The sequence below is a fragment of the Kitasatospora mediocidica KCTC 9733 genome, assembly GCF_000744225.1.
GTDB classification, from domain to species: Bacteria; Actinomycetota; Actinomycetes; order Streptomycetales; family Streptomycetaceae; genus Kitasatospora; species Kitasatospora mediocidica.
The window spans coordinates 1,328,925-1,354,318 of record NZ_JQLN01000007.1 but is presented as its reverse complement, the minus strand read 5'-3'; the positions used below and the strand labels follow the sequence as shown (position 1 = coordinate 1,354,318).

Annotated in this window: 20 protein-coding genes; 9 read left to right on the top strand and 11 right to left on the bottom strand. The window is 72.6% G+C overall.

Annotated elements, in window-relative coordinates:
* Positions 1–315 precede the first annotated feature (315 nt).
* A complete protein-coding gene (locus tag BS80_RS36220; protein WP_035805947.1) occupies positions 316–1,584 on the top strand; it encodes a phenylacetate--CoA ligase family protein in 1,269 nt (422 codons plus the stop codon).
* 71 nt (positions 1,585–1,655) lie between these two features.
* Here the strand turns inward: BS80_RS36220 and BS80_RS36215 are convergent, their stop codons facing one another.
* The 3 genes from BS80_RS36215 to BS80_RS36205 are packed head-to-tail and all read right to left on the bottom strand — an operon-like array spanning position 1,656 to position 6,483.
* Positions 1,656–4,172 carry an acyl-CoA reductase gene (locus BS80_RS36215; RefSeq protein ID WP_035805945.1) on the bottom strand — a complete coding sequence of 839 codons (2,517 nt, stop codon included), beginning with the start codon at positions 4,170–4,172 and terminating at the stop codon, positions 1,656–1,658.
* Complete coding sequence (locus BS80_RS36210) at positions 4,169–5,341, bottom strand: LuxE/PaaK family acyltransferase (RefSeq protein WP_035805942.1); 1,173 nt, start codon at positions 5,339–5,341, stop codon at positions 4,169–4,171. Before BS80_RS36210 ends, BS80_RS36215 begins: the two co-directional genes overlap by 4 nt.
* A complete protein-coding gene (locus tag BS80_RS36205; protein ID WP_035805939.1) occupies positions 5,338–6,483 on the bottom strand; it encodes a GNAT family N-acetyltransferase in 1,146 nt (381 codons plus the stop codon). Before BS80_RS36205 ends, BS80_RS36210 begins: the two co-directional genes overlap by 4 nt.
* A 579-nt stretch (positions 6,484–7,062) precedes the next feature.
* On the opposite strand from BS80_RS36205, the gene BS80_RS36200 reads away from it, so the two are divergent.
* The gene (locus BS80_RS36200) at positions 7,063–7,494 is read left to right on the top strand and encodes a MarR family winged helix-turn-helix transcriptional regulator (protein WP_232246775.1); all 432 of its coding nucleotides are present in this window, start codon (positions 7,063–7,065) and stop codon (positions 7,492–7,494) included.
* A gap of 115 nt (positions 7,495–7,609) precedes the next feature.
* Positions 7,610–9,229 carry an MFS transporter gene (locus tag BS80_RS36195; protein WP_051967743.1) on the top strand — a complete coding sequence of 540 codons (1,620 nt, stop codon included), beginning with the start codon at positions 7,610–7,612 and terminating at the stop codon, positions 9,227–9,229.
* Here BS80_RS36195 and BS80_RS36190 read toward each other — a convergent pair.
* The 3 genes from BS80_RS36190 to BS80_RS36180 all read right to left on the bottom strand — a co-directional run bounded on the left by BS80_RS36190 (position 9,219) and on the right by BS80_RS36180 (position 13,333).
* Positions 9,219–9,668: an ASCH domain-containing protein gene (locus BS80_RS36190; RefSeq protein ID WP_035805936.1), complete on the bottom strand. Its 450-nt coding sequence runs from the start codon at positions 9,666–9,668 to the stop codon at positions 9,219–9,221. The genes BS80_RS36195 and BS80_RS36190 overlap by 11 nt on opposite strands.
* Before the next feature lie 33 nt (positions 9,669–9,701).
* Positions 9,702–10,403 carry a DUF899 family protein gene (locus tag BS80_RS36185; protein ID WP_035805934.1) on the bottom strand — a complete coding sequence of 234 codons (702 nt, stop codon included), beginning with the start codon at positions 10,401–10,403 and terminating at the stop codon, positions 9,702–9,704.
* A 122-nt stretch (positions 10,404–10,525) separates the two neighbouring features.
* Positions 10,526–13,333 (bottom strand): penicillin acylase family protein, encoded by a 2,808-nt coding sequence (locus BS80_RS36180; protein ID WP_083975750.1) that lies wholly within the window; start codon positions 13,331–13,333, stop codon positions 10,526–10,528.
* Between the two features lie 224 nt (positions 13,334–13,557).
* On the opposite strand from BS80_RS36180, the gene BS80_RS36175 reads away from it, so the two are divergent.
* From BS80_RS36175 to BS80_RS36160, 4 genes are all read left to right on the top strand, one after another.
* Complete coding sequence (locus BS80_RS36175) at positions 13,558–14,805, top strand: glycosyltransferase family 4 protein (RefSeq protein WP_083975749.1); 1,248 nt, start codon at positions 13,558–13,560, stop codon at positions 14,803–14,805.
* A complete protein-coding gene (locus tag BS80_RS36170; protein WP_035805931.1) occupies positions 14,802–15,953 on the top strand; it encodes a glycosyltransferase in 1,152 nt (383 codons plus the stop codon). The genes BS80_RS36175 and BS80_RS36170 overlap by 4 nt, the downstream gene beginning before the upstream one ends.
* A complete protein-coding gene (locus BS80_RS36165; protein ID WP_035805928.1) occupies positions 15,950–16,825 on the top strand; it encodes an SGNH/GDSL hydrolase family protein in 876 nt (291 codons plus the stop codon). Before BS80_RS36170 ends, BS80_RS36165 begins: the two co-directional genes overlap by 4 nt.
* Positions 16,826–16,889: 64 nt before the next feature.
* Positions 16,890–17,525 (top strand): nucleoside/nucleotide kinase family protein, encoded by a 636-nt coding sequence (locus tag BS80_RS36160; protein WP_035805925.1) that lies wholly within the window; start codon positions 16,890–16,892, stop codon positions 17,523–17,525.
* 25 nt (positions 17,526–17,550) lie between these two features.
* On the opposite strand, the gene BS80_RS38410 is transcribed toward BS80_RS36160, so the two are convergent.
* The 3 genes from BS80_RS38410 to BS80_RS36145 all read right to left on the bottom strand — a co-directional run bounded on the left by BS80_RS38410 (position 17,551) and on the right by BS80_RS36145 (position 20,840).
* Positions 17,551–19,404, bottom strand: coding sequence for a tetratricopeptide repeat protein (locus BS80_RS38410; RefSeq protein WP_051967651.1), 1,854 nt, complete (start codon positions 19,402–19,404; stop codon positions 17,551–17,553).
* A gap of 176 nt (positions 19,405–19,580) precedes the next feature.
* Positions 19,581–20,000: an STAS domain-containing protein gene (locus tag BS80_RS36150; protein WP_198045703.1), complete on the bottom strand. Its 420-nt coding sequence runs from the start codon at positions 19,998–20,000 to the stop codon at positions 19,581–19,583.
* A 348-nt stretch (positions 20,001–20,348) separates the two neighbouring features.
* Positions 20,349–20,840, bottom strand: a complete 492-nt coding sequence (locus BS80_RS36145; RefSeq protein WP_035805923.1) for a hypothetical protein — start codon at positions 20,838–20,840, stop codon at positions 20,349–20,351.
* A gap of 239 nt (positions 20,841–21,079) precedes the next feature.
* Here BS80_RS36145 and BS80_RS36140 point away from each other — a divergent pair, with 239 nt between their 5' ends.
* The gene (locus BS80_RS36140; RefSeq protein WP_083975747.1) at positions 21,080–22,579 is read left to right on the top strand and encodes a choice-of-anchor A family protein; all 1,500 of its coding nucleotides are present in this window, start codon (positions 21,080–21,082) and stop codon (positions 22,577–22,579) included.
* A gap of 61 nt (positions 22,580–22,640) precedes the next feature.
* Here the strand turns inward: BS80_RS36140 and kynU are convergent, their stop codons facing one another.
* Positions 22,641–23,882 (bottom strand): kynureninase, encoded by a 1,242-nt coding sequence (gene kynU, locus BS80_RS36135; protein ID WP_232246774.1) that lies wholly within the window; start codon positions 23,880–23,882, stop codon positions 22,641–22,643.
* Complete coding sequence (locus BS80_RS36130) at positions 23,879–24,724, bottom strand: tryptophan 2,3-dioxygenase (RefSeq protein ID WP_035805921.1); 846 nt, start codon at positions 24,722–24,724, stop codon at positions 23,879–23,881. Before BS80_RS36130 ends, kynU begins: the two co-directional genes overlap by 4 nt.
* Positions 24,725–24,853: 129 nt before the next feature.
* Here BS80_RS36130 and BS80_RS36125 point away from each other — a divergent pair, with 129 nt between their 5' ends.
* Positions 24,854–25,393: an Lrp/AsnC family transcriptional regulator gene (locus BS80_RS36125; RefSeq protein ID WP_232246773.1), complete on the top strand. Its 540-nt coding sequence runs from the start codon at positions 24,854–24,856 to the stop codon at positions 25,391–25,393.
* Position 25,394: the final 1 nt, after the last annotated feature.

Here is a 25,394-nt window from a genome sequence, read left to right as displayed (position 1 = left end):
CAGGACGTGTTGTGGTACGACCCTGATGCGCTGCTCTGTGTGACTTTGCCCCGAAGAGCGGCCACGTGACAGCGGGCACCACGTGATAGTCACATGCCAAACCTATTCTCGGATAGGTCGACCCGACATTCCGGGCACGGCTGAACTATCGCCAGGTCAAGTAGTAGGCGGGCAGAGTTCCGCGACGGGTTTCGGCCGACGGTCGCACGGTCGTGGCGGATCCCGCGCCGTCCGCCGCGCGCGCTCTGCCGCGCGCACCCTCCAGGGCGGGTGAAGATAAGATGATCTCTTTGCCGCGTGGGGAAGTTGGAAGCCATGAATGACCGTTCGATCGCCGATCTGGTGCGTTACGTCCGAACGCACTCGCCGTTCTACCGCGAGCTCTACGCCGGTCTGCCCGAGGGCACGACAGAGCTGACCGCCCTTCCGCTGATCGACCACGCCGCCTACTGGGGCGCCCACGGGATCGAGGAGAGCCGGCTGCTGACCGGGCCGCACGGTGACGGGATCGTCTTCAAAACCGGCGGGACCACCGGTAAACCGCGCGTCTCGATGTACACCCGGGACGAATGGCGGGAGATGAGCCGCCGGTTCGGCGACGGACTGCCGGCCGCCGGGCTGCGCGACGGTGACCGGGTGGCCAACCTGTTCTACGCGGGGGAGCTGTACTCCAGCTTCGTCTTCACCCTCAACCTGCTCCAGGAAGCCCCGGTCGCCGCAGTCCAGTTGCCGATCGGCGGCGCGGCCCCGCTGGACTACGTGATCGGCACGCTGCGCGACTTCACCGCCACCGTGCTGGCCGCCCCGCCCACCTCGCTCTGCCGGCTGGCCAGGGAGGTCATCGACACCGTCGGCACCCTGGCGCACATCCGGCTCGTCCTGTTCAGCGGCGAGGCCTTCTACGGTGACCAACTGGAGCTGCTGGCCACGGCGTTCCCGGGCGCCGAGGTCCGCTCGATCGGCTACGCGAGCGTCGACGCCGGCATCCTGGCGGGTCCGGTGGCAGGCGAGAGCGACACCCGGATCCACCAGGTCTTCACCCCCGACAAGGTGATTGAGCTGCTGGACCCCGAGACCGGCGAGCCGATCGAGGAGGCCGGCCGGCCCGGCCGGGTGGTCGCCACCGACCTGGCGCGCCGGCTGATGCCGGTGATCCGCTACCCCGTGGGCGACCTGGCCGAGTGGGTGGACTTCCCGCAGCGCCGGTTCCGGTTGCTCGGACGCTCCGAGGAGGGCGCCCGGGTCGGTCCGGTGACCGTGTACCTGGAGGACCTGCGCGCGCTGGTGGAGAGCACCGACGAGGCCGGCCTGGTCGCGGAGGTGCAGGTGGTGCTGCGCCACCGCGAGGAGCGCGACGAGCTGGTGCTGCGGCTGGCCGGGCCGGCCGAGGACGCCGGGCAGGCGAAGGCCGCCCTGGCGGACGCGCTGGCCGCACGGCTCGCGCAGACCCGCCCGATGTTCGCCGACCACGCCGACCGGGGCCTGATCCACCCGCTGGCGGTGGAGTGGGTGGGCCCGGGCGCGCTGGCGATCAACCCGCGGACCGGCAAGCTGGTCCGGCTCGTCGACGAGCGGATGGACTGACCCGCGACGCGCGCACGCGGGACGGGGGGTGACGGCAGCGGCCGTCACCCCCCGTCCCGTCCGGTCGGACCTCAGCGGTTGCGCGCCCGCCGCTCGACCACGCTCAGCAGCTTGCCGCTGGCCGCGGTGTGCTCGAAGCCGTCGGCCGGCCCCACCTCGACCCGCAGGGTCAGCAGCCCCTCCTGCTCCACCGCCGAGCCCAGCTCCGGGTACCCGTCCAGGAACGCCCGGGCCGCGGCCGCGCCGTCCGGCGCCGTGCCGGCCTCCAGACGGACGGTCAGCGACTCGCCCGCGTCGTCCTCGTCGAGCAGGATCTGCAGCGCGCCGCGGTGCTCGAAGGCCTCCTCCGCGATCGTGACGAACCGCCGGTAGTTGAGGAAGTAGCTGCCGCTGCGGAAGACGTCGCCGAAGCGGCCCAGCAGCTCGAAGCGCGGGGTGCGGCGCCCGCAGCCGCACTCCCCGGCCACCCAGCGGCCCAGGTCGCCGATCTCGTAGCGGTCCAGGCGCTGGCCGCGCCGGGTGTGCGAGGTGAAGACCAGCCGCCCGGCCTCCCCGGCGGGCGCCGGCCGGTCCTCGTCCAGCGCCAGGATCTCCAGGGTCTGGAGCCCGCTGAACAGGTGGTGCACCCGCGCCGGGGTCTCGCCGCACTGGTAGCCCAGCGGGCCCGCGTCGGCGCTGCCGTACGCCGCCGAGCGGATCAGCTCGACCCCGAACTCCTCGCGCAGCCAGGCCTGCTGGCGCTCGGGGAAGTGCTCGCCGCCGAAGTAGACCTTGCGCACCCCGCGGTAGCCGCGCAACGCGTCCGCGCCCTCGGTGAAGACCCGCAGCAGGTAGCTCGGCATGCCGAACAGGGTGTCCACCCGGTGGTCGACGATCGAGCGGGCCACGGCCGCGTGGTCGTCCTGGGCGGCCATCGGGAACTGCACGGCCTGCAGGTTCTCCAGCACCGAGAAGAAGCTCAGGAAGCCGCCGTAGAGCTGCCCGCCGAAGAACAGGTTCATCGCCCGGTCGGTGCGCGGGTCGAACCCGGCCGCGAGCAGGCCCTCGGCCCCCGAGCGCATGTGCTCGTGGTAGTCGTCCCATGCGAAGGCCGAGAGCTTGGGCGCCCCCGAGCTGCCGCCGCTGCGGAAGAACACCTCGGCGCGCCCCAGGTCGTCCTGCAGCTGTTCGAACTCGGTCTTGCCGGTGACCGGGACGGACGGGACGGCCAGCTCGCGCGCGCCGACCAGGTCGTCCAGGCAGGAGTCGGTGGCGAACCGCTCGTCCAGCTGGACGTCGACCCGGCGGCTGTAGCGCTGCAGCGCGTAGACGCCGTCGTGCGGCTCGCCGTCGTAGCTGTCCAGCATCCGGCCGGGGACGGTGACCCGCAGCACGCCCGCGGTCAGCACCTCGCCGGCGAGGACCGCCAGGTCGGCGCGCTCGGCGCCGATCGCGGCGGTCTGCAGGTAGCGGCGCATCGGGCGCAGCACCTGGACGATCTCCTTGCGCGGCAGCGGCTTCACCCACACCGTGCGGTACAGCGGCGAGGCCCGCAGCGCGCCGCGGACGTCCGCCAGCACGTGCCAGTTGCCGTCCGGGGCCGCGTGCACCCGGGTCAGGCCGAGGTGCTCCTCCAGCCCGGCCACCAGCACGGTGTTGGTGATCTCGGCGCTCTCCAGCAGGTCCGGCAGTGCCGGGTCGAGCTCGGCGACGGTCTGCGACAGCACGCCGGCGAACCGCTCGGCGAAGGCGAAGACCTGCTCGGTGTCGTCGGTGTCCAGGTAGATCACCTGCGGGCTGGAGCAGGCCTGCTGGTCGAGCCGGCAGATGTCGTCGGCGATGCCGCGCAGCGCCGACGCGTCGGCCCAGGAGTGCTCGGTGAGGTAGGCGAAGGAGAGCTTGGGCCCCCAGTCGACCAGCCGGCAACCGGCCGGCACCAGCGCCGCGACGCCCGCGAGCGCCTCCTCGCCGCCCCAGGCGGCCACCGCGTCGGCGCCCGCGCACAGCCGCTCCAGCCAGCCGGTGCGGCTGGACGGGAAGGCCAGCACCAGCACCCGGGTGGCGATCGTGCCGGTCGGGTCGAGCTCGGCGAGGGCGGCCAGCAGCAGCTGGGTGAAGCGCGAACTGCCGCTGGTCTTGATGGCGTTGACGTTCCCGGCGAGCAGGCCCTCGATCACGCTGAACGCGCCGGCGGCCGGTGCGTTGCCGGGCGCGACGTGCACCAGCAGGCCGACCGGCAGCCAGCCCTCGAAGATCTCCCGCCGGAAGTCGAAGCGGGCCAGCCGGCCCGGGTCGATGCCGCCGAGCTCGCGGGTCAGCTTGGCCTCCAGGGCCTCCCGGGAGAGTCCCTCGGCGATGTCGGTCAGCGTGCGGGCGGCCTCGCCCGCGGGGATCCGCGCGGCGCGCAGCTCGGCGAAGAGCCGCACCGACTGCGCGCTGGCCGGGTCGGCCAGGGCGAGAGCCAGCCGGTCGCAGGCGGCCAGCACGGTCAGCGGGTTCAGCCTCTCCCCGAGCGCGGTGGCGACGTGACTGTCGATGGCGTCCAGGCGGCGGTCCGCCTCGGCGTCGTCCACCCACTCGCCCTGCCAGTAGTGCTGATCGGTGGTCATGACTTCCCCTTGAGCAGTTCGGCGGCGGCGACGGCACAGCTGCGGTTCCGGCTGACCCCGGCCCGGCCGTGCACGGCGAACCAGGGGGTGGGCAGGCCGCAGCCGCACTCCTCGGGGGAGTGCTGCGAGACCAGGTCGCCCATCAGGACGGACTGGGCCGGCACCGAGGTGATGTAGGGCGAGACGAACTGCGCGTAGCCGCGCTCGCCGTAGGGCAGCGGCGCGAGCGTGCGCACGTCGCGGACCAGCATCCGCGACCAGGTGGGCACGTGCAGGCGGTGGTTGGCGCACTCCATGTACAACACCGAGTGCTCGACGGCGCCGTAGCCGTCCCTGATCCGCTCGTCCGGGATGCCCAGTTGCTCGTGGATCCGGCGGTAGAGCTCCGGCCTGGCCACCTGCTTGTCGGCGTGGCCCTTCCAGCCGCCGCCGAAGGCGACCAGCGACTTCGGGTTCAATTGCACGGGCGGGAGCCCGAGTTCACGCATCCGGTCGAGCGTGAAGGAGAGGAACGCGGGGAACCCGAGGATGCGCACCGGCGCGCCCTCCTCGGCGAACCGCAGCAGCGCCCGCACACAGCCGAACGGGTCGAACTCGTGGCCGCTGCCGGTGTGTTTGAGGGCGTACTCGACCGAGCGCACCGGCGCGAAGTCGCACAGGTACTCGTCGGTGAACGCGGTGCCCAGGTTGAGCCCGGGCCGGGGCTGGTAGTTGGAGAGCAGGTAGTTGACCGGCTCCTCCTCGCCCAGCCAGCCGTAGGAGTCGAAGACCCGGGCCACCATCCGCTGGCCGTTGCGCAGGGTCCAGTCGTCGAAGAACATCTGCGACTTCTGGCCGGTGGTGCCCGAGGAGGTCACGTGCAGCGCGACGTCCTCGGGGGCTATCGAGACCACCTCGTGCGCCTTGAAGAAGTTGGCGTGCACGAAGGGCAGTCGCTCCAGGTCGGCGACCGATTCGAGCGGGCGCCGGGCGGCCTCGCTCGACTCCCAGAGCTTCGCGAAGAACGGCGACCTGGCCGCGTGCCAGGCGTTGGACTCCGCCATCGCGGCGACGAACAGTTGGTCGGCGTCCTCGCCGACGGTGTACGGCTCGGCGATGTCGCACAGCCGCTGCACGTGGGCGAGGGCGACCGGGTCGGGGACCTGGACCGGGTTGAGGTACTGGCTCACTGGAAAACCCCATGGGTGTTGAGGTACCGCTGCTTCCACAGCTCGATGTACTGCTCGGTGAAGGGTTGGAAGGACGCGTCGATGGACAGGCCGCGGAAGTCCAGCGGCTGGAGGCTGCGGGCCATCACCACGTAGTCGCGGAAGCCCTCGCCCTCGCGGCGCATCGCCGGGTAGGCGGCGGCCGGCAGGAAGCCGTGCGCGAGCAGCAGGCTGAGGTCCTCGTAGCAGTCCAGCGGCAGCAGGGTCTCGATGTGCGAGGCGCCGTCCTGGCCGAGGCGGTCGATCAGCGCCTCGAAGTCCCGTGCCAGCGAGGCGAGTCCGGGGGCGGCGCCGATCAGCGCGCAGTAGCCGTCGGACCGGTTCAGCTGGGCGAACAGCTCGTACGCGCCGTCCGCGGCGGCCAGCAGCACGTTGGGCGTGTGGAACGGGTAGAAGCGCTGCTCGGGATCGGGCACCACCTCGGCCAGTCGGCGCAGCACGAACTGCGGGGCGTCCACCAGCTCCACGTCACGCACCGGGCCGCGCGGCGGGGCCGGGTGTGGCTCGTCGTCGACGGCGGGCAGTGGCTGGCCCGGCAGGCCCACCGCGTCGTGCAGGGCGCGCACCAGCCCGCCGAGGCCGGCCGGCACCCGGGGGACCGGCAGCCGTCGTTCCAGGACGCCGTCCCGGTGCTTGGCCAGCAGCACCATGGTCTCGTGCCGTTCGGCCTTGCGCAGGTTGGGGAAGACGCCCAGGGCCTTGAAACCGCTGCTCAGGCAGATCCGTTGCGGCGCTGTGGAGTTGGTCCGGGCGGTGGCGTAGACGGAGTCGGCGGCCTGGTCGCCGCTCAGCATCATCTCGCTGAGCCGGCGGACCGCCTGGTGGGCGAGGCCGCCGCCGCGGATGTCCGGGTGGATCACCAGGCCCTGCAGCTTGCCGAGCCGGTCGTCCGGGTCGACCGTGCCGAGGATCGAGCCGACCACCCGGCCGGTACCGGGCTCCCTGACGACCAGCCAGGTCGTGCGGGGGGAGGAGATCTCCCGGGCCATCACCTCGGGGTCGGTACCCAGCGGCAGTGCGTAGCTTCGTCCGTAGACCTGCCGGTAGAGCGCCAACAGCCCGTCGATGTCGCCCAGCTGAACGGCAGTGAACTCGTAGGTCAAAATACCTCCCCGAAGAACTGATGCGCATACGGGTCAACGTGGCGCATCGGACAGCTTTCCCTCGCCGTCGAATGCGGGAGGCCCGGGTGGGGGCGTCCGCAAACGGAAATCCGCGTAGGGCGGCTGCCGTGCCGCAGCGCCGCCGGAGTGGGGGTGGTCCGGCGGGGTGCGAGTCGAAACGAGGAAGCGGCCGTTGATGTCCGGCCGCTGTTCCCACTCTAGCGCGCGCCTTTCCGATCGGATGGTCCGTCAACTGCCCGTTCGGGCACAACGGTGGGCAAATGCGATCAGGATCACAGGCCGTCAGTTCGCCACCGCGGATCGCTATGCGTCGCCCTGCATAAGAAGCGCAGGATGTCGCGAAAATTGGTTCAACGTTCTCCGAATTGTGGTGCACGGGAGTGGAGATGGCTTCGTGATGTGGTCCGGGACACATTCGGGGATTGTTCTCCGGCGATGGCCGGACGCTTCTCCGGAAATGGCCGGAAAGCATCACGGGGGTGGGAGGAATGCGCCGGCGGCGCGAGCCGCCCTTCCGAGGTATAGTAAGTCTGAACTGATAAGTCTATGCTGATGGCCATGAGCACTGACACGGCACGCATCGCGGCAGACCTGCGCGCCTGCCTGGGTCCGCTGGTCCGCCGGCTGCGGCAGGTGAAGCCGGACGGCGAGCTCACCCTGTCGCAGACCTCGGCCCTGGTCCGGCTGGACCGCGACGGCCCGGCGACGGCCACCGAGCTGGCGGCGGCCGAGGGCATCCGTCCGCAGTCCATGGGCAGCATTGTGGCGACCCTGCTGGAGCGCGGGCTGGTGGCCCGCGAGCCCGATCCGTCGGACGGCCGCCGGGTCGTCCTCTCGCTGACCGAGTCCGGACGCGAGGGCCTGCGCGGCGCCCGCGAGGAGCGCGCGCGCCGCCTGACCGAGGCCATCGACGCCGAGCTGACGCCGGCCGAGCAGCAGCAGCTGGCCGCCGCCATCCCGCTCCTGGAGAGGATCAGCCACCGTGTCTGAGAGCGCGGGAGTCTCCCCGCCGTCCACCGTCCGCCCGGCCGGCGGCAGCACGGCGGCCGGCCCGCCCCGGCCGGACCGCTACAAGTGGGTGGCGCTGTCCAATACCACGCTCGGGATGTTCATGGCCACCGTGGACGCCTCCATCGTGATCATCTCGATGCCCGCGATCTTCCGCGGCATCCACCTGGACCCCTTCGCGGCCGGCAACATCAGCTACCTGCTGTGGATGATCATGGGCTACCTGCTGGTGACCGCGGTCCTGGTGGTCACTCTCGGGCGGCTGGGCGACATGGTCGGCCGGGTGCGCATCTACAACCTCGGTTTCGTGGTCTTCACGCTGGCCTCGGTCGCGCTCTCCTTCGACCCCGCGGACGGCGGCGGGGGAGCGGTGTGGCTGATCGCCTGGCGGATCGTCCAGGCGCTGGGCGGTTCGATGCTGATGGCCAACTCCGCGGCGATCATCACCGACGCGTTCCCCGCCCACCAGCGCGGCACGGCGCTCGGCATCAACCAGATCGCCGGCCTGGCGGGCCAGTTCGTCGGCCTGGTGCTGGGCGGGCTGCTCTCCGCCTGGGACTGGCGGGCGGTGTTCTGGATCAACGTGCCGGTCGGCATCCTCGGCACCGTCTGGGCCTACCGCTCGCTGCGCGAGACCTCGGCCCGCCGGCCTGCCCGGATCGACTGGTGGGGCAACCTCACCTTCGCCGTGGGCGCCGGCCTGCTGCTGGTCTCCATCACCTACGGCATCCAGCCCTACGCCGGTCACACCATGGGCTGGACCAGCCCCAAGGTGCTGACCGGACTGAGCCTGGGGGTGATCCTGCTGGTGGTCTTCGGGTTCGTCGAGACCAGGGTCGCCCAGCCGATGTTCAAGCTCTCGCTGTTCCGCAACCGCGCCTTCGCCGCCGGGAACGCCGCCGCGCTGCTGGCCTCGGTCGCGCGCGGCGGGCTGCAGTTCATGCTGATCATCTGGCTGCAGGGCATCTGGCTGCCGCTGCACGGCTACGACTACGCCGACGCGCCGCTCTGGGCGGGCATCTTCCTGCTGCCGCTGACCGCGGGCTTCCTGGCCGCCGGGCCGCTCTGCGGCTACCTCTCGGACCGCCTGGGCGTGCGCTACTTCACCACCGGCGGCCTGCTGGTCTTCGGCGGCAGCTTCGTCGGCCTGATGCTGCTGCCGGTCACCTTCCCCTACTGGGCCTTCGCGCTGCTGATCGCCCTCAACGGCATCGGCTCGGGGATGTTCTCGGCGCCCAACACCTCGGCGATCATGAGCAGCGTGCCGGCCGAGCACCGCGGCGCGGCCTCCGGCATGCGCTCGACCTTCCAGAACTCCGGGATGTCGCTGTCGATCGGCGTCTTCTTCTCGCTGCTGATCGCCGGCCTGGCGAGCCGCCTGCCGCACACCCTGAGCGCCGGACTCCAGGCGCAGGGCGTCCCGGCCGCCGTCGCCCAGCACGCCGCCTCGCTGCCGCCGGTGTCGACCGTCTTCTCGGCCTTCCTCGGCATCAACCCGGTGCAGACCCTGCTGGGCCCCACCGGGGTGCTGCCGACGTTGCCCGCCTCCAACGCCGCCGTGCTGACCGGCAAGGAGTTCTTCCCCACCCTCATCTCGGGGCCGTTTCACCACGGCCTGATCATCGTCTTCGCGACCGCGACCGGGATGTCCCTGCTGGCCGCCGCGGCCTCGCTGCTGCGCGGCAACCCGGCCCCGACCGGCGGCTCTAAGCCCTGAGATCGGCGATCAGGCGGAACCGCTCCAGCACCACCGGGGTGTCGTCGTCCACGGTGAAGTCCGGGTCCTCCAGGGCCTCGCGCATGGCCGGGCTGTGCCAGAACCGCTCGTGCGCGGCCCGCCAGTCGGCGACGGTGGTGTAGCCCTCGCCCTCGTCCATGGCGTGCGCGAGGTCCACCTCGCGGAGCGCGACGACGCCACCGCCGGTGGTCTCGATCACCGCGACCGGACGGTGCTGCGAGTCGACCACGACCGAGCGGGTGCCCGGCACGGGCAGCGGGTCGCCCTCGTGCTCGTAGTCCGCGAGCACGCCGGTGGTGGAGGTCTTGGAGCCGTCCAGGATCGCCGCCACCAGCTGGTCGCGCAGCGGCCCGGGAAAGGCGAACTCGGTGATCGGCAGGGCGGCGAGCTCGTCGGGGTGGAACGCGTCGGTGGTCATGGCCCCGACCCTAGGGCCAGGCGCCGGACGGCGTCAGTAGTCGAGCCCGCCGAACCAGTCGCCGCGCCCCTGCGGGGTGAGGTCCAGGACGTGCCAGACGGGGGAGAGCAGGTCGATGCCGCGCTGGTCGACGTCCTCGGCCAGCCGGGGGTGGGCCGAGTAGCGGTGCCGGACGGTGCCGTCCGGGTCCCGGGTGAAGACCGAGATGGTGGCGTCCTGGTTGCCCTGCTCGTCCTCGCTGCCCAGGTCGTACTTGAAGGTGTTGTCCGCGCAGCTGAGCAGCCGCAGCCGGTCCCAGCCACGGGTGCGGGCGAACGCGCGCAGCGGGTGCGGGTCGGCGGCCGCGACGACGGCGAAGTCGACCCTCTGCGCCAGGTGGCGGACCACGCCGTTGTAGCCGTCGATCCACAGCGTGCACATCGGGCACGGGCTGGTCTGGAGCTTGCCGTACATGAACTGGTAGACCACCAGCGGGCGTTCCGGTCCGCTGAAGAGCTCGCTCAGCTTGACCGAACGGACCGGTTCGTCGCCCTCGTGCAGCTCGGCCGGCCCCTCCAGGAAGCTGTGGTCGTGGACGGCCGCGCCCTTCGGCAGCGCCCGGCGTTGGGCGGCGACGCGCTCGCGGTGGCGCATCAGGTCGAGCTCGGCGAGTCGCAGCTCCTCGCGGGCCGAGCGGTACGCGGACGACTCGCCGGGCAGCCGGGTGTCGTGCGGGCGGGGGCCGGAGTCTGTCATGGGAACCGTTCCTGGTCGCGGTGCGGGCGGTACTCCCCGCCAGCGTCGGCGCGACCCGGCGCCGGGGCAACCCGGCCGCCGCCGCACGGGGGCGCCGTCACCCGGCGCCCCCTGCGGTGCTCCTAGCGGTGGGACGGGAACTGCACCACCTGCTGGTAGGTGGGCCGGTTCTGCCAGGTGGTCTTGGCGTCGGTGACCCCGCCCAGCGGGCGCTGGATGATGGTGTCCGCGCACCACTGGTCACCGGCCGAGCAGCTGCTGTCGCCGGGGTAGACCTGGGCCGGCGTCTCGGCGGCGGCCTGCTGCAACGAGCTGATCACGACGCTCCGGCAGGCCGACAGGCTCCCGCCGCCGCAGAACGGCTGGGCGAGCGGTCCGGCCACCGACTGTCCGAGCACCGAGCGCAGGTCCTTGTCGACGTAGGACCACCAGCCGTACTGGAACGACGAACCCTTGTGCGGGATCGACTCGTTGGCGCTGACGCCGCCGCTGACCGGGCCGGTCTGGCCGCCCGAGGGCGACTCGTTGATCTGCAACGCGCCGGTCAGCGCGTTGAACAGCCCGCTGCCCAGGCCCGGTTGGAACTCCGCCTGGGCCAGCAGCGGCCACCAGGCGTCCATCACCCGGATGGCGTCCGCGTCACGGTAGGTCTGGCTGCCGGCGCTGGTCTCGGTGCGCTTGGTGCCGTCCGCCTGCCAGTTCTTCAACTCCTGTACCAGGTTGGCGAGTTGGGGATCGGTGATGGGAGCGCTGTTGATCACCTGGAGCAGATCGGGCAGCACGTCCTCACCGCGCAGGTCGGTCAGGGCCGCGCTCTCCATCGCCTGAGTGAGTGAACTGCGGCTCACCTTGCCGCCATTGGCGATCAACGCCTTGACCCTGCTGTCCAGCAGGTTGGCCCGGTACACCGAGCCGTCGCCGAACGCGGGGGAGGCGTAACCGGGGGCCGGCTTGTTGTTCCAGGAAACGTAGTAGTCCTGGTCGACGGACTGCGGGTGCTGGGACGCCGGGGTGTACTGGGCGGTGTTGGTCGCCGGATCGAAGCCCTGCCACTCGTAGGCGGGGGAGGCGGTCACCGGCAGACCGGGATCGACGCCGGGCGCCCGCACCGGGTTGCTGCCCGAGTTGTAGTACGCCGTGTCGTTGGCGTCGGCGTAGAACCAGTTGAAGGTGTAGTTGATGTTCTGCGCGGCCTGCTGGAAGCTCGCGGCGTTGTGCACCGCGCCGGGGTCGTTGAACATCTGGAAACCGATGATCGAGTCGGCCTCGTGCTGGTAGCTGGAGCGCAGTGAGGTGAAGGCGACCGGCTTGCCGCCGACCGTCCCACGGGCCGTCACCAGCCCGTAGTCGGAGCGGTACATCACCAGGTTGTACGAGCCCGCCGGTGTGGAGTCGGCGGTGGTCGGCGCCCAGGAGTCGGACTGGGTCAGCTTGTCGAACGGCAGGCACTGGCCGTGGTAGAGGTAGGACTCGCTGGCCAGGGTGACCGCCGAGCCGTCCGTGGTGCAGAGCGGCACGGCGTAGGTGTCGGTGATGTCCTGGCCGGCCGAGGTGGCGCTCCAGGCGTAGTCCGCGCCGCGCCCGAGCTCGACATAGAAGCTCAGCCCTGCGAAGGCCGCGCCGCGCGCGCTGATCCCCGGGCCCTGCAACTCCTCCAGCATCAGCAGCTGCGGGGCGAAGTAGCCGGTCTGCGGGCCGAAGACGGCGACCGGGTGCCCGTCGTCGGTGTGCGCTCCGGACACCACCAGCGCGTTGGACATGCCGTGCTTGGCGGTCAGCAGGTTGCCGGGCAGTACGCCGGTCGCCTTGGTGCTGTTGCTGGTCGCGGAGCCGGTGGCGTTGTAGATCAGCTGCTCGGGGACGACCGAGCCCGGGTCCGGCATCGCCACGCCCTGCGGGTTCGCGGGCGGCAGCGCGTACGGGAAGGACTGCCCGTCGTGCACGGTGGCGAGGGCCTCGGGGTCGTCCGCCTCGCGCAGCGACTTCCAGACGGCGTCGCCCTGCGCGGTGCCGTACTGCGCGTCGGCGGCCTGCTTGACCTGGGCGGACTGGAGTTCACCCCCGCCGCCGGAGCCGAACAGCGCGCCGATCACCGAAGCCAGCGCGACCAGGTCGGTCAGCTTGAAGGGCTGGATGGTCCCGGCGTTGGTGATCGCGTTGATCTGGCCGGTGAGGTCGTACTCGCCGGGAAAGGTACGGCTGTTGTAGGCGCTGGTGATGTACTGGTTGATGCCGTCGACGTACGCCTGCGCGTCGCCCAGCGCCTGCTGGCCCCGGCTGCCCTGGCTCGCGATGGAGTCGATCTGCTGCTGAAGTTCGGGCTCGGTGTACGGCGCGACCTGCCAGAAGCTCTGCTCCAGCTGGCGGTTGGCGGCGGCGCCGCCCGCGAAGCCGGAGAGCTCGCCCCGGCCGACGTGCCGGAACAGGTCCATCACCCAGAGCCGGTCCTGGGCGGCCGCGTAGCCGGCGCCGTACTCGGTGCCGTAGCGGGTGGTGCCGGTGACGTGCGGGACGCCGGTCGCCTTGTCGCGCACGATCGTGACGTCCGGGCGCGGGCTGATGCTGCTGGCGACCTGGCTGGGCTGGACGCCGAACGAGGCGTCGTTGAAGAAGCTGCCCAACTGGCTGTCGGTGAGCCCGGGGTAGGCCGCCGCGAGGTTGGCGTACGGGCCGAGCTGGTCGTTGGTGTGGGCCGGGCTGGTGCCGAAGATCTTGTTGCCGAGGATGTCGGCGAGAGTGGCGTTGCCGTTCTCGCCGGGCGGCAGGATGTCGTCGCACTGGCCGCCGCAGTAGTCGGCGGCGGTGTGGGGGGTGGCGGCGACGGCGGAGGCGCTGGTGACAGCCGGCGCGGCGGCCAGCAGGACGAACGCGAGGGCGGCGGCCGGGAGCTTGCGGCCTAGCCGTCCGGGGGTGGGGGCGCGTCTGGGCAAAAGCCTGCTCCTCACTCGGAACTCTCAAGGGTGGGGAGTTGACCGTAAGTTGGTTACTGGTCGGTTGCCTAGCTGTTGTGCGCGGATTTGTCATGATTCTTTGTCATGTCTTGATCGAACGTGGGGGAGGTCGCGCCCCACCTGCGGGAAAGTGCTGGCCACCGTTCGCCTGTTCGACAGATCCCTTTGGCCGGAAGCACGTCCGGCCAGGCAACAACCAGGACATGCGTGTCGTCATCGCCACCGAGTCCTTCCCGCCCGAAGTCAACGGCGTCGCCCACAGCGTGCTCCGCACCGCCGAGCACCTGGTCCGTCGCGGCCACCAACCCCTGATCGTCACCCCCGCGCCCGCCCGCGGCGCGAGCTCCCCGGCGCACACCTTCGGCCCGGACGCCACCGTGCTGCCTGTGGTCCGGATCCCCTCCGTCCCGCTCCCCGGCTACCCCCAGGTCCGGCTCGCGCTGCCCAGCTCCCGGCTGGGCGCGGCGATCGCCGGACACCGGCCCGACCTCGTCCACCTGGCCAGCCCGTTCGTCCTCGGCGCCCGCGCGGCGGTCGAGGCGACCCGGCTCGGCGTGCCCTCCCTCGCCGTCTACCAGACCGACCTGGCCGGCTACGCCCAGGCCTACCGGGTCGGTGGCGCGCTCGGCGCCGGCGCCGCCTGGCACCGGATCCGCACGGTGCACCGCGCGGCCGCCCGCACCCTGGCCCCCTCCACCCCCGCCGCCCAGGACCTCACCGCCCACGGCGTGCCGCGGGTGCATCTGTGGCCGCGCGGCGTCGACTCGCTGCGCTTCCACCCCCGGCACCGCGACGAGGCGCTGCACCGCGCACTCGCCCCCGGCGGCGAGGTGCTGGTCGGCTACGTCGGACGGCTGGCGCCCGAGAAGCGGGTCGACCTGCTCGCCGGGGTCGGCGCGCTGCCGGGCGTGCGGCTGGTGGTGGTCGGGGACGGGCCGAGCGCCCCTGCGCTGCGCGCCGCACTGCCCGGCGCGGTCTTCCTGGGCCGCCGCACGGGCGAGGAACTGGCCCGCTGCTACGCCACGCTGGACCTCTTCGTGCACACCGGCCCGCTGGAGACGTTCTGCCAGACCATCCAGGAGGCGATGGCCAGCGGGGTCCCGGTGGTGGCGCCGGCGGCCGGCGGACCGCTCGACCTGGTCGGGCACCGGCGCACCGGCCTGCTGGTCGCCCCGCGCGACGCCCGGGCCGTCACCCAGGCGGTGGCCGAGCTGGCCGCCGACCGGCCCCGACGGGTGGCCTACGGCCGCGCCGGGCGGGCCGACGTCACCGCGCGCACCTGGGAGGCGGTGGGCGATCTGCTGCTGCGGCACTACGCGGAGGTCCTCGCCGAGCACCGCGGCGAGACACCGCCGGTGCCCGTTGCGCCGGTCCTGCCGATGACACCGATGACACCGATGACACCGGTGGCACCGCTGCTGCCCGTCCCCGCCGAGGAGCAGCCCGCATGAGCACCGCGCTGCGCATCGTCCGGCTCGCCAACTTCGTCACCCCGGTCTCCGGCGGCCTGCGCACCGCCCTGCGCCACCTCGGCGCGGGCTATCTCGCCGCCGGGCACGACCCCGTCCTGATCGTGCCCGGCCCCGCCCACCGCGACGAGAGAACCGACCAGGGCAGGGTGATCACCCTGCCCGGCCGGGTGCTGCCCGGCTCCGGTGGCTACCGCGTGCTGACCGACCGCCGTGCGGTCGCCCGCACGCTGACCGCCCTCGCCCCTGACCGGCTGGAGGTATCCGACCGCACCACCCTGCGCTGGACCGGGGATTGGGCCCGCCGACGCGGCGTGCGGGCCGCGATGGTCTCGCACGAGAACGCCACCGGCCTGCTCCGCGCCCACGGACTGCCGCAGGGGGCGGCGGAGTTGGTCGCCGACCGGCTCAACTCCCGGACCGCCCGGGCCTACGACGCGGTGATCTGCACCACGGCGTGGGCCGCCGCGGAGTTCCGCCGGATCGGGGTGCGCCACCTGCTGGAGGCGCCGCTCGGCGTGGACCTCGACCTGCTGCACCCGGCGCGCCGCGATCCGGCCGTCCGGGCCCGGTACGCCGCGCCCGGGCAGCCGTTGCTGGTGCTCTGCTCGCGGCTCTCCTCGGAGAAGCGACCCGAACGCGCCCTCGACGCCCTCGTCGAGCTGCGTCGCCGGGGGCGGGACGCCGTCCTGGTGGTGGCGGGCGCGGGTCCGCTGCGCGAGCGGCTGGAGGGCCGTGCCCGTCGCACCGGACTGCCCGTGCACTTCCTCGGCCACGTCGCCGGACGGGACGCCCTGGCGGCCCTGCTGGCGTCGGCCGACGTGGTCCTCGCGCCCGGCCCGGTGGAGACCTTCGGGCTGGCCGCGCTGGAGGCGCTGGCCTGCGGGACACCCGTCGCGGTCAACCGGTCCTCCGCCCTGCCGGTCGTCGTCGGGCCGGCCGGCGCGGTGGCCGAGGACACCGGTACGGGCTTCGCGGACGCCGTCGCCGCCCTGCTCGCCCGTCCGGAGCCGGTCCGCCGCGCCGGGGCCCGCGCCCGGGCGGAGGCGTACGGCTGGCCGCCGGCCGTCGCGGCGTTCCTGGCGGTGCACGAGGCCGACCCGGCCGAGCTGGCGGGGCGGCGGCGATGAGCGCCGGGACGCTGCGCTTCGTCGCGCTCGGCGACTCGCTCACCGAGGGCGTCGGCGCCCCGGGCCCGGACGGCTGGCAGGGCTGGGCGGCACTGCTCGCGCCCGCGCTGGCCGCCGATCCGGCCCGGGCGGCGTTCTGCAACCTGGCCGTCAGCGGCGCCCGTGCCGCCGACCTCGCGGAGCTGCAACTGCCCGCGGCGCTGGACTTCCACCCGCAGCTGGCCGCCGTGCTCGTCGGCGGGAACGACACCCTGCGGGCCGACTTCGACCTGCGGGCCACCGCGGCCGCGCTGGACCTGGCGCTGGGCGAGTTGGGCGGCGCCGGAGCCGTCCTGCTGACGGCCTGCCTGCCCGATCCCGGCCTGTTGCTCGGCCTGCCGCCCTCGTTCGCCCGCCCGCTGGCCCGCCGGATGGCCGCCGTCAACACGGTGGTCCACGAGCTGTCGGACCGCCACCACGCCCTGCACCTGCACCTCGCCCGGCTGCCCTGGACGGCCGACCGCACCCTGCTCAGCGCCGACCGGCTGCACCCGAGCCCGTCCGGCCACCTGCTGATCGCCCGCCGCTACCACGAGCTGCTCGCCGAGTCCGGCCACCGCCTCGGCCCCACACCCGCCGCCGTCCGCACCCCCGCGCCCCCCGGCCGCGCCGCCGACCTCTGGTGGCTGGCCACCCGCGGCACCGCCTGGCTGGCCCGGCGCAGCGTCGACCTGCTCCCGGGCCTGCTGGCGCTGGCCGCCGCCGACACCGCCCACCGCCTGCGCGGCACGTCCGCCCTGTTGGACGAGGAGTCCCGCAGGGCGACGGCCGCCGCCCTGGCCGCGCTCCCGCCGCCTCCCTTGGCTTCGAGTCCGATGGAAATGCGAGGGTGATCACGTCACAGCAGCCCGCCGGACAGGCCGCTGAACCCGCGCACGCCGAAGGCAGGATGAGACCATGCGACTCCACCCGATCAGCTGGCCCCGACTGACGGACCGGCTCGCCGACCGCGTCGAGCGCCTGGAGCCGTCCGACGGAGGGGCCTGGCCGCGGATCGCCCTGGACGGTGCGCCGGCCACCCAACCCGAGCGTCTGGCGGCCGACTTGGCCGAGGCCCTGCGGCTGCGCGGCCGATCCGTCCAGCGGGTGAGCGCCACCGGGTTCCTGCGCCCGGCCTCGCTGCGGCTGGAGTACGGCCATCAGGACGCCGACGCCTACCACGACCTCTGGCTCGACGGCGACGCCCTCCTCCGCGAGGTCTTCACCCCCCTCGACCCCGGCGGGACCGGCCGCATCCTGCCCGACCTCCGCGACCCCGCCACCGACCGCGCCACCCGCAGTCCGTACGTCGAACTCGCCCCGGGGACAGTCCTGTTGCTGGACGGCCCGCTCCTCCAGGGCCGCTGGTTCCCGTTCGACCTCACCGTTCACCTGCGGATGTCCCCCGCCGCCCTGCGCCGCCGCACCCCACCCGCCGACCAGTGGACCCTCCCCGCCTTCACCCGCTACGCCGCCGAGTCCGCCCCGGCCGAGTCCGCCGACGTCCTGATCCAGACCGACGACCCCAACCACCCGGCCAGCAACCTGGATTGACGGCACACGGCGGCGGCGCGGTGTGCTACTCCCAGGGGTGCGAGGTCTCGCCGCCCGGCTCCAGGCCGTAGCGGAGCAGGCGGCGCCAGGACGGGTCGGCGGCGTGGCGCCTCGCCAGCGCCTCCAGGGGCGCGCTGTGTCCGGCATCGGCCGAGCGCCGGGCCGACGGTTCCGGCTCGGGTGCCTGTTCCGCCTCCTGCGGCTGGGACGCGAGGGTGATCGCCCAGAGGGCGACGACGCTGCTGCGTGCCGCGGCGTCGTGGACCAGTTCGTCCAGCGTGGGGTGTTTGGTGGCACCCATCCGCAGCCAGGGAATCGCGAGTTGCGCATCGTAGTCCCCTGATCGGAGGGCCTGGGCCAGGAGGCGCCTCATCGGGGCCGGGTCTCCGTGGCGTTCGAGCAGCCAGGCCAGGTCCCACGGTGCGAAGCTGCTGCCGGCCTCGATGTTCGCCCGGTAGAGGCGCGCCGCCTCGTCCGGCTCTCCGGCCTCTTCCCGCATCCGGGCGAGGAGTTGGTAGACGCTCATGTCGTGGTCGCTCGCGGCCTGCTGGGCGAGGCGCTCGGCCTCCGCGCGGCTGCCGACCCGCTCCCGCAGCCTGGCGAGGCCGTACAGCGTGTCCGTGCTGCCCGCCTCGTACGCCGACTGGTACAGCAGCGCGGCGTGCCGCAGCCGCAGCCGGAGCTCGGCGGCGCGGCCCAGCTCGGCGGCATCGGTGGCGGCGGCGTGGCTGACGGCGGCTTCCCAGAACGCGGGGCCGGGAACGTGGTGCTCCCGGGTCCGGTGGCCGTACTGTTCGAGGTAGTCGGCCAGCCGGAACCGCGGCAGGTCCGGACCGGCCGCTGAAGGGTTCCCCGGCGTGCGCGTGACGGGGTCGAGCGGTCCCGGGGCGCCGTTGCACGGCGCGGTGGCGCGGCCGACCGCCTGGTCCCACCAGTCCGGTGCCAGGGCGCCGCGCTGACTGCGGGTGAGGTAGGCGGGCGCCGCGGCGGCCAGCAGGGCGAGCGGCAGGTCCAGGCCATGGCCGAGGCGCCGGAGGTCCATGGCGGCCTCGATCACCGCCCGGGTGGTCGGCGGGGCGGTGTCGTAGCGTTCGAGCAGCATCGGCGCGCCCGCGAGGTACTGGGCGATCTCGCCGTCCTGGGCCCGCTCGGCCGCCTCGCGCAGCCGTCCGTCGTGCGATGCGAGGTCGGCCAGCCGCGCCAGTTCCCGTTCGGTGAACGCGTGCGGCACGGTGATGCCGCGCCCGGTGAGAAGCGCTCTGGCGTGCCGGTGCTGCTCCTCGTCGAGGAGAGCCCAGTACTCGGGCCACAGGGTGCCCAGGACGAGGACGGGTCCACGGCCGGGGTCGCTCAACAGCGCGCGCAGGCCGACCGCCGCCTCCTCCGCGTCCGGCGAGGACGGCTGGAGGAGATAGGACTGCGTCTCGTCGAGCCAGAGCAGCGTGTGGGGGGCGATCGATCCGGGCGTGCGCAGTGCCGCGCACAGCCGTGCGAGGGTCAGCGGGTGCCAGATGCGCCAGTGCGAGGGCAGTTCGCGCAGCGCCTCCCAGCAGCTCCGGGTCTTGCCCGTCGACGAGCCGCCGACCAGGGCCGCCACGGTGCTCGTGCCGTCGACGGCCCGCCGGACGGCTTCGCGCAGCGTCGCGTCGTGCGGGCGCTCGACGTAGGCGGGCAAGCCGGCTCCGCCCGAAGGGTCCGGATCGATGCTCCGGTGCACGTTGAGAGCCAGCGGGTCGGCGAGGTCGTGCAGTGGCAGTCCCACCTGCCCCGGCCCGGCGGGCTGCCCCGCACCGTGGAGATGGACGACACGGGCCTGGACGACCGGCCCGTAGAAGGTCCCACCGCTCACGTTGTTGTCGACGTGGTCCGAGGAATCCACTCGCCGAAACCTCCCGGGGGCCGGGGCCGCAGGAGGTGGGGGGAACGGGCGACGCACCCCCCACCCTTGGGAGCATGGTACGGCCCGGCGTGCGCGAGAGCGGTCAAGTGCCCAACGCCGAACGGGACCTGACGGCCGGGCAGCATGTCGCGGGCAGGGGGTGGGGTGGGGCGACGTCAGTCCGCCGTCGCCGAGGTGACATCCCGCTGCTGCGGCAGCGCGGCCCCGGATCCGGCCCCGGATCCGCCCGGGATCTCGCGCTGGTCGGCGAGTGCCTCCTCGGTCGAGCCGTGCACCTCGAAGATTTTCTCGACGCCGAAGAGCGAGAGCACCTGGCGAATATGTGCTTCCGGACTGGGCAGCACCAGACGCAGTCGGCCGCCGCGAGCGGAGATCAGACGGCGGGTGGCCACGAGTACCGCGAACCCCATGGAATCGCAGAATCCGAGCCCGCTGATATCCACGACCATCTGCTGGCAGCCCTCGATGATCAGTTGTTGCAGCCGTTCGCGCAGGGCCGCCACTCCGTCGAGGTCCACCTCTCCCGTGACCTGGACAACCGTCCAGCCGTAGCGCTCTCCGTAGCTGACGTTCAATGTCACGCTGGTGCCCTTCGCTTGGAACCCACCCCCGCTGGGGGCGAGACGACCCTATGCCCGCGTGAGGGGCGATCCTCCGGGCAAACGTTCGTCCAGAAAGGGGGATCGCCGCACTCACGCCGTGATGGCAGCCGTCTTTTCCCCGCGATCCTGCGGGAAAATCACCGGTACCGTGGCGATCTCGCGAGAGGTTTGTACACATTCAGTGAATGGCGGCGATCACTTCTCGCCACTACGGTGGAACGGGCTCGATCATCCGATAACTGGGGTACGCCACATTCAGTAAACCTTCGCCATATCCGCCGCAACGCCTCACTGATCGTTTCGCCCAGGGATTGGACGGCGTCAGACGTGCGTGGTCGAGCCCGGCCGGATCACCATGATCACCGTGACCGCGGCCCAGAGCAGCGAGAAGATCCCGGTGCTCATGGCGAGCAGCTTCAGCCCGGCGAGCGCCGACGCACTGTCGGAGTCCTCCTCGCCCGCCAGCGCGGCCACCACGGCCTCCTGCCGGGGCAGCACCAGCACCATCAGCACCAGGGCCGCCACCGCGGTGAGCGCGAGCGAGACGATCAGCCAGATCTGGCCCATCACGCCCATCACCTGGGCGAGCCCGAAGCCGAGGACGGGGACGGCGATGCCGAGCAGCGCGTACACCTTGGTGATCCGGTGCAGCAGCCCGACCGAGGCGACGGCCTCGGCCGCGCCCGGCTGCTGCCCCTCGCCGCCCGCCAGCGCGGCCTGCGCCTTGCGCGGGAACATGCTCGCGGCCACGGTGACCGGGCCGATCGCCAGGATGGCGACGAGGACGTGCAGGCTCAGCAGGAACTTGGCCATGGGGGCGACAGCCTTAGCGGTAGATCGACAGGCCGGAAATCGACCCGTCCGGCACGCTAACACCCACCCGTTCGGCCGCTCCAACTGGCCCGCAGCTGGACCGTTCGGCTGATTTTCAGCCCGGAACCGGTGCGGCCTCTGCTCCGCCGCACCGCCCCCGGCCTTCGATGGCCCGGATGCGCGCGTCCAGGCCGTCGAGAGCCGGAGCGCTGAACCTGCAGAGCCGAAGGGGACCCTCCATGAGCCCAGCCAGCAGGACGCCGAGCGGGTCGCCGAGCGCGCCACCTGCTGCCCAGTCAGGGAGCACGCTGCGCAGCAGGGTCGCGCTGCCGGCCGCGATCGCGCTGACGTCCGCGCTGGCGGTGGGCACGCTGCTGCTTCCCCGTCCGGCCGCCGTGGCTGCGCCGTTGCCGCCGCCGCTCGGCGCCTGCAGCGGGCCGGACTGCCCTTCGCCGTTCCCGACGCCGCCGAACAACAACGACTTCGCGGGCCGCGACGCGACCATCAACATCTTCACGGGCGGCGACTACACCGTGAAGGGCCGGGCCGCCGAGGCCGAGGGCAAGATCGTCACGCTCGGCAACCTGACCATCGACAAGGACGACGGCGGCGCGTTCAACGTGGGCGTGGTCGGCGTCGGTTCGCGCGTCCCGCCGCCCTCCGGAACGGACTACGTCTCGGTCGGCGGCAACCTGCTGGTCAAGCCCACCAACCACCTGATCGTCGGCGGCCACGACTCCCGCGCCCCGCAGCCCGTCGGCGTCGCCTGGGGCAATGTGCGCTACGGCGCGACCACCACCGGAACCGTCGAGCTGGAGCCGACCGGCCGGCAGATCCACGACCCCACCGTGGGCTCGAAGTTCACCGACGTGCGGACCACCATCGAGACACTGTCCGCCTGTTACGCCAAGGCGACGGCCACCGGCGCGGTCGTGGTGACCAACAGCGAGGCGACCTTCACCGGCGACGGAACCAGCTCCCGCCAGGTCTTCAACGTCAACCAGAACCTGGCGAGTTCGACCGGAGGCCAGATCGGGTTGGTCTTCAAGAACATCCCGGCCGGCGCGACCGTGCTGGTCAACATGCTGCCGGACAACGCGCTGATCAACACCTACACCGGCACCGGCGCCCCCGACGACCCGACCACGATCCTGCGGCCCAAGCTGATGTGGAACTTCCCGACCTCCACCACGGCGAAGATCACCGGGGGTTCGCAGTTCCAGGGCTCGATCATGGGCGGCAACCCGGTCGGCACCACGACGATCTCGACGGCGGGCGACAACGGCCGGGTCTACCTGGCCGGCGACCTGATCCAGGAGGGGAACGGCGGGTACGAGTTCCACGCGTACGACTTCACCGGCGACCTGCCCGACTGCGGGACGCCGACCCCGACGCCCACACCCACCCCCACGCCGACACCTACCCCCACACCTACGCCCACTCCCACGCCCACCCCCACGCCGACACCTACCCCCACACCTACGCCCACTCCCACGCCCACCCCCACACCTACGCCCACGCCCACGCCGACACCTACCCCCACGCCCACCCCGAAGCCCACGCCCACCCCGACCCGCCCGCCGCGTCCCACCACCGCCTGGCCCACCCCGAGCCGCCCGCCGCTGCCGGACACCGGCCTGCCGATCGCGCCCGGCTACGCGGCGGGTGCGGCCGCCGTTCTCCTGCTGGGCGGCACGGCAGCCGTGATCGTCAGCCGACGCCGTGGACGGCACGACTGACGCGTGAGCAGCACCCGTGGAGCCTGCGGCCAGTCGGCCGCAGGCTCCACCCGCGTTCGGCTCAGGTCACCATGCCGCGCCGGTCGAACCGTTCGTCCCGCCACTCGCCGCTCGCCAGCACCTCGCGCAGCGCCTGCGCGGCGTCCCAGACGTCCGTGTACGAGAGGTAGAGCGGGGTGAACCCGAAGCGCATCAGGTCCGGTGCGCGGAAGTCGCCGATCACCCCGCGCTCGATCATCGCCTGCACGACCGGGAACCCGTCGGCATGCCGGATCGACACCTGGCTGCCCCGGAGCTCTGCCTGACGAGGCGTCACAACCTCCAGGCCGTCGGCCTGTTGGAGGAAGATCTCGGACATCAGCAGGCTCTTGGCCCGCACCGCGCTCAGGTCGACCTGGTCCCAGATCTCCAGCGTGGCGCGCAGCCCGGCCAGCGCGAGCAGCGAGGGGAAGCTGGTGAGGAACCGCCCGATGCCCTCGGCCGGTTGGTAGCCGGGCTGGAAGGCGAACGGCGCGGCGTGCCCGAACCAGCCGGTCAACGGCTGGTCGGCGACGGCGTGGTGGCGCGGCGCCGCGTAGAGGAAGGCCGGTGCGCACGGTCCGGCGTTCAGGTACTTGTAGGTGCAGCCGACCGCGAAGTCCACGTCACAGGCGGCGAGTTCGATCGGCAGTGCGCCCACCGAGTGGCAGACGTCCCAGATCATCAGGGCGCCGGCCCGGTGCACCCGCTCGGTGATCTCCGCCATGTCGAGCAGCACGCCGGTGCGGTAGTCGACGTGCGAGAGGACCACTGCCGCCACGCTGTCGTCCAGGTGCGCGTCCAGGTCGTCCAGGGACGGCAGCAGCACGCTGCGGCCGCCCTCGAAGAGGCCGGTGACGCCCTCGGCGATGTAGAGGTCGGTGGGGAACGAGGTCTCCTCGCCGAGCACCGTCCGTCGTCCCGGGCGCAGCCGCAGGGCGGCGGTGAGCACCTTGAAGAGGTTCACCGAGGTGGTGTCGCAGACCACCACCTCGCCGGGCCCGGCGCCGACCAGCGGCGCGATCCGGTCCCCCAGGGTGTACGGCAGGTCGGTCCAGCCTGCGGCGTTCCAACTGCGGATCAGGCCCTGGCCCCACTCGTCCTCGACGGTCCGGCGCACCACCTCGGGGGTGCGCACGGGCAGTGCGCCCAGCGAGTTGCCGTTCAGGTAGATCTCGCCCTCGGGGAGGGTGAACTCCTTGCGGAAGGCGGCCAGCGGATCGGCGGCGTCCAACGCCGCGCACTCCTCTCGACTGACCGGCACAGGGCTGACGGGGAAGTTCACAGTGCTCCTCGCACGGTCCACAGTTCGGGGAAGACGTCCTGGTCGGCGGCGGCCTTCAGCCAGTTCAGGCCGCTGGAGCCGCCGGTCCCCGGCTTGGCGCCCATCGAGCGCTTCACCGAGGCGTAGTGCCGCTGGCGCCAGCGGGTGACCCGCTCGGCGGTGTCGAGCAGGGCCTCGGCCAGGGCCGCCAGGTCGGCCAGCGCCGGGTCGGTGTAGACCGTCCGCCAGGCCTCCTCGACCGCGGCGTCAGCCTGGTAGCGCCCGGTGCCCGGCGTGCCGTCCACCGCCAGGCCGCGGCGGCCGAGCAGCGCCAGCACGTCGTCGTACAGGCTCGGGCCGCGCAGCGCGCCGGCCAGTTCCTGGTGGGTGGCGGTGCTTCCCTGGTACATCTCCAGCAGCTTCTCGGCCTTGTTGCCGATCAGGAACTCCAGGTGCAGGAAGGCCGAGGACTGGAAGCCGGACGCCTCGCCGAGCACCGGCCGGAAGGCGGTGAACTCCACCGGGGTGAGGGTGGCGAGGAGGTCCCAGGAGCTGTTCAGCACGTCCTGGACGTGCGTTCCGCGGCGCAGTGCGGCCACCGTCCCGGTCAGGTCGTCCTCACGCAGCGCGTGCTGGGCGCGGGTCCACTCGTGCCGCAGCAGGTCGAAGAGCAGCTCCATCACCTGCGTGGTGATGATGAACGACAGCTCGGCGTCGATCTTGCTGCGCGGCTGCTGGAGGGTGTGCAGGACGTCCAGGCGGGCGTACCGCTCGTACGGCGTGGCCCCGCTGTCCTCGCCGCCGGGGCCGAGGCCCTCCGGGGCGAACGCCAGCTTGGGCGTGCTGACGGTGTGCTGAGCCATTGCCTGTTCCTCCTGGTGGCCGATGCGGACTATTGTGCGGCGGGTCGTCCTTCCTCCTGAAGGGGCGACGCCTACCTGATCCGGGGCCCCGCCTTCCATTCAAAAGGTCTTTCCCGGATCCGGCCTGCCATGCGTGAAGGCAACCCCGCGAACCCCGCGAACCCCGCGAACCCCGCGAACCACCGCACCGCCCGCACCGCCCGCGCCACCCGATCCACCGGAGCAGCCATGGACGCCGTCGACCGCCGCCTGCTGGCCGAACTCCAGCAGGACGCCCGGCTCTCCTACAACGAGCTGTCCCGGCGGGTCAGCCTCTCCCCGCCCGCCGTCGCCGAGCGGGTCCGCTGGCTGGAGGCGGACGGCGTGATCAGCGGCTACCACGCGCACGTCGACCTGACCCGGGCCGGCCTGCCGGTCACCGCCCTGGTGCAGATCCAGTGCTACGGACCGCGCTGCGTGCTGCGCGACCCGGCGGTGGCGCAGTGGCCCGAGGTACTCCAGCTGCACCGGGTCACCGGCGGCGCCTGCTGCGCGCTGCTGGTCGCGGTGCCGACGATGGCCGACTTCGAGGCGTTGATCGACCGCCTGGCCGCCTACGGGCAGCCGGCCAGCTCGATGATCCTCTCCAGTCCCGTCCCCTGGCGCCCGGTGACACCCCCCGACCACTGAG

What these genes read in the sequence shown, in the direction of transcription:
- BS80_RS36220 (WP_035805947.1), top strand. Translation starts at nt 316, where the DNA reads ATGAATGACCGTTCGATCGCCGATCTGGTGCGTTACGTCCGAACGCAC.
- BS80_RS36215 (WP_035805945.1), bottom strand. Translation starts at nt 4,172, where the DNA reads ATGACCACCGATCAGCACTACTGGCAGGGCGAGTGGGTGGACGACGCC.
- BS80_RS36200 (WP_232246775.1), top strand. Translation starts at nt 7,063, where the DNA reads ATGAGCACTGACACGGCACGCATCGCGGCAGACCTGCGCGCCTGCCTG.
- BS80_RS36195 (WP_051967743.1), top strand. Translation starts at nt 7,610, where the DNA reads ATGTTCATGGCCACCGTGGACGCCTCCATCGTGATCATCTCGATGCCC.
- BS80_RS36190 (WP_035805936.1), bottom strand. Translation starts at nt 9,668, where the DNA reads ATGACCACCGACGCGTTCCACCCCGACGAGCTCGCCGCCCTGCCGATC.
- BS80_RS36185 (WP_035805934.1), bottom strand. Translation starts at nt 10,403, where the DNA reads ATGACAGACTCCGGCCCCCGCCCGCACGACACCCGGCTGCCCGGCGAG.
- BS80_RS36175 (WP_083975749.1), top strand. Translation starts at nt 13,558, where the DNA reads ATGCGTGTCGTCATCGCCACCGAGTCCTTCCCGCCCGAAGTCAACGGC.
- BS80_RS36170 (WP_035805931.1), top strand. Translation starts at nt 14,802, where the DNA reads ATGAGCACCGCGCTGCGCATCGTCCGGCTCGCCAACTTCGTCACCCCG.
- BS80_RS36165 (WP_035805928.1), top strand. Translation starts at nt 15,950, where the DNA reads ATGAGCGCCGGGACGCTGCGCTTCGTCGCGCTCGGCGACTCGCTCACC.
- BS80_RS36160 (WP_035805925.1), top strand. Translation starts at nt 16,890, where the DNA reads ATGCGACTCCACCCGATCAGCTGGCCCCGACTGACGGACCGGCTCGCC.
- BS80_RS36145 (WP_035805923.1), bottom strand. Translation starts at nt 20,840, where the DNA reads ATGGCCAAGTTCCTGCTGAGCCTGCACGTCCTCGTCGCCATCCTGGCG.
- BS80_RS36140 (WP_083975747.1), top strand. Translation starts at nt 21,080, where the DNA reads ATGAGCCCAGCCAGCAGGACGCCGAGCGGGTCGCCGAGCGCGCCACCT.
- BS80_RS36130 (WP_035805921.1), bottom strand. Translation starts at nt 24,724, where the DNA reads ATGGCTCAGCACACCGTCAGCACGCCCAAGCTGGCGTTCGCCCCGGAG.
- BS80_RS36125 (WP_232246773.1), top strand. Translation starts at nt 24,854, where the DNA reads ATGCGTGAAGGCAACCCCGCGAACCCCGCGAACCCCGCGAACCCCGCG.